This window comes from Flavobacterium sp. CAU 1735, assembly GCF_039888695.1.
Taxonomy (GTDB): domain Bacteria; phylum Bacteroidota; class Bacteroidia; order Flavobacteriales; family Flavobacteriaceae; genus Flavobacterium.
Window position 1 is genome coordinate 1 of record NZ_JBDQQQ010000014.1, and the last position, 2376, is coordinate 2376.

At 33.4% G+C, this 2376-nt stretch carries 2 protein-coding genes and 1 pseudogene; 1 reads left to right on the top strand and 2 read right to left on the bottom strand.

Annotation, left to right across the window (positions count from 1 at the left end; genetic code table 11):
* The coding region (locus AAFN64_RS17595) for an RHS repeat-associated core domain-containing protein (RefSeq protein WP_347761486.1) at positions 1–1012 on the top strand (1012 nt) is incomplete at its 5' end.
* Between the two features lie 99 nt (positions 1013–1111).
* Here the strand turns inward: AAFN64_RS17595 and AAFN64_RS17600 are convergent.
* Both AAFN64_RS17600 and AAFN64_RS17605 read right to left on the bottom strand, forming a co-directional pair.
* Entirely contained in the window at positions 1112–1594 is a 483-nt protein-coding gene (locus tag AAFN64_RS17600; protein WP_347761487.1) for a hypothetical protein, read from the bottom strand.
* Positions 1539–2376: pseudogene (locus tag AAFN64_RS17605) on the bottom strand (hypothetical protein); the annotation flags it as partial. The gene AAFN64_RS17600 and the pseudogene AAFN64_RS17605, both read right to left, overlap by 56 nt.

The following is a 2376-nucleotide window of genomic DNA, read 5'->3' on the forward strand; positions in this document are numbered from 1 at the left end:
CTATCCGTTTGGGATGCTAGTACCAAACCGTCATGAGTCCTCAGAATCATATCGTTATGGATTCCAGAATCAGGAAAAGGACGATGAAGTTAAAGGTGAAGGGAATAGTATAAACTATACCTTCCGTATGCACGATCCGAGAACAGGAAGGTTCTTTGCGACAGATCCTTTAAAGTCAAAATTCGCTTGGTTTTCACCATATCAATTTGGAGGGAATAGACCAGTTGATGCAATTGAATTCGAAGGAGCTGAATCTGGCGTGGTCTTAGGAAGTGCTCGACAAGTTGTTTTAGCAAATCAATTTAACACGAATGTACCTATAGAAAAACAAAATTGGGTTGCATATCAATTGATTTCTATGCAAAAAGCCTTAGCGGATGTTCAAAATCACAAAAAACTTGGAAACAAAGTTGAAGTGCTATTATTACAAGCCCATGCGAGCTCGGGTAGTATGCGTATTTTTGAAGGACCTGATGGGATTGTTGAGACCCAAGCTGTAAAAATAGGCGAAACGTACTATACAGACGATTACCCATTGAACGACACACAAGTTAATTTCTATATAGAAGATTTACAAAGAATAAATAGTATAAAATCGAAAGGAAAAAGAAAAGAGGAAATGGCCATTTTTAAGAGCTATGATAAAATACAACAAATTGACTCTTTTCTTGCTTTGGTAAATGAAATTGAAGATGGAGGTACTTTGATATTAAATGGATGTCATATTTTTTCAAATGAAACAGGTAAAGTACTAAGTGAAGGAATACAAAAATTAACAAATAAACGTATAAATATATTGGGGCCACAAGATTATGTAAGTGATATGTATTATACTTCTGATGGAAAATCCGCAATGTTTGGCGGGGGGTTAATTCCTGATTCTGAAGAAGATAAAGGGTATTTTCTAAATTCGGAACCTACTGGTAAAAATATTCAGTTAAACGGAACAGGAGAAAAACCTTTTGAATTAATCCCGATGATTAAAGATCAGAAAAAGAAAAGTAAAGATTAAAATGTAGTCTTATAAATGAGAAAGTCCCAACTAAATAGCTGGGACTTTTTTGCTTTGATGTCACACAGATAAGAGCTTTTTATTTATGCAAACATTTCGTTATTCTTTTTTTAAAATTAACAAATATGGATCTTGATATATCAACAATTTATCATCAAGCCTTTTGTAAACTTCTGTCTTTTCATTTCGAATAGACAATACTCCTCTCACTTTATAATTACCTTTTATTAGTGAAATAAAATCTTCGGGATATACACTCTCAAGCATTTTCAAGTCCATATATTCCTCTTTGATATGAGCATTACTAAAGTCCTCACACAGAGTATCTGAATAAACAAACGTATTGTTCTTGATCACAATTTCTTTACCTATGCAATCGTCATAATAGCTTGTCTTATCTTCTATATCCCCAGTTATTAATAATCTAGCATCTTCAATGATGTATTTTCCGTCAAAAGAATTATTTCTATTGCAGGATAATAACATAAAAATCAGACTAATAATCATAAAAAAAACAGAAACGCTATTATAGTTTGAGCTTCTCCTTCTTTTTCTCATTTTTCTTATTCGTGTACTCTTCATAGGTTTTTTTCCATTTAGGCTGTGCAGATTTAGAATAATCAATCTTTGTATATTGCTTATACGTCGCTAGAATTTGTTGAGCAGACCTTCTTTTTGCTAAACCTATAGTATGTTCTGGCGACTTGTTTCTAATATTGTCCACATAAAAAAACTGTTTATTCTCCGAACTATTATATCTATTTACCGTTTTTTCTGCAAGATTTGTTGTGTTGAATGAAAAATCACTTAATGCATCTGATTGATGTACGGTTGGCAGGGAAACTGCTCTAACCAGATAATCTTTGTCAAACAATGCAGAAGCTTCAGTTTCAGTTATTGTGGATCCAAGAGGATATTTGGCAGCATCTTCTTTCGATTTATTTGCATGTCCATAGCCAATAGTCGTAAACGTTTCCTTTTTAACTTTATAAGCATAGTGATCGCCTTTTTTATTTAGAAATTTATCTTCATATGACTTTGTAAAATCTTTTCCAGTCCAATTGTTCATAATTGGTCCGTAATAGTATGCCTCAGTGTTATCATTTTTGAATTTTACCAAAACCCCATCACCTAAAGGTCCCGCGTTAGCTATATCCAATTTTGCTCTCGACCACTTCCCATTATTTTTAGTAAATGTATATATTACTTTTTCTAGCCCTTCTAATTCTAATGCATCAATCACTCTATTTTCGCTAAAAGCATAAGGAGAATTCCATGTATAGTCTCTCTCCAGAGGATCTCTTGCAAAGAACCTTCCTGTTCTCGAATCATGCATTCGGAACGTATAATTCAGGCTATTCCCT

Bases quoted from the DNA above. Each gene is read 5' to 3' on its own strand.
- AAFN64_RS17600 (WP_347761487.1), bottom strand. From the start codon at position 1,594: ATGAAGAGTACACGAATAAGAAAAATGAGAAAAAGAAGGAGAAGCTCA.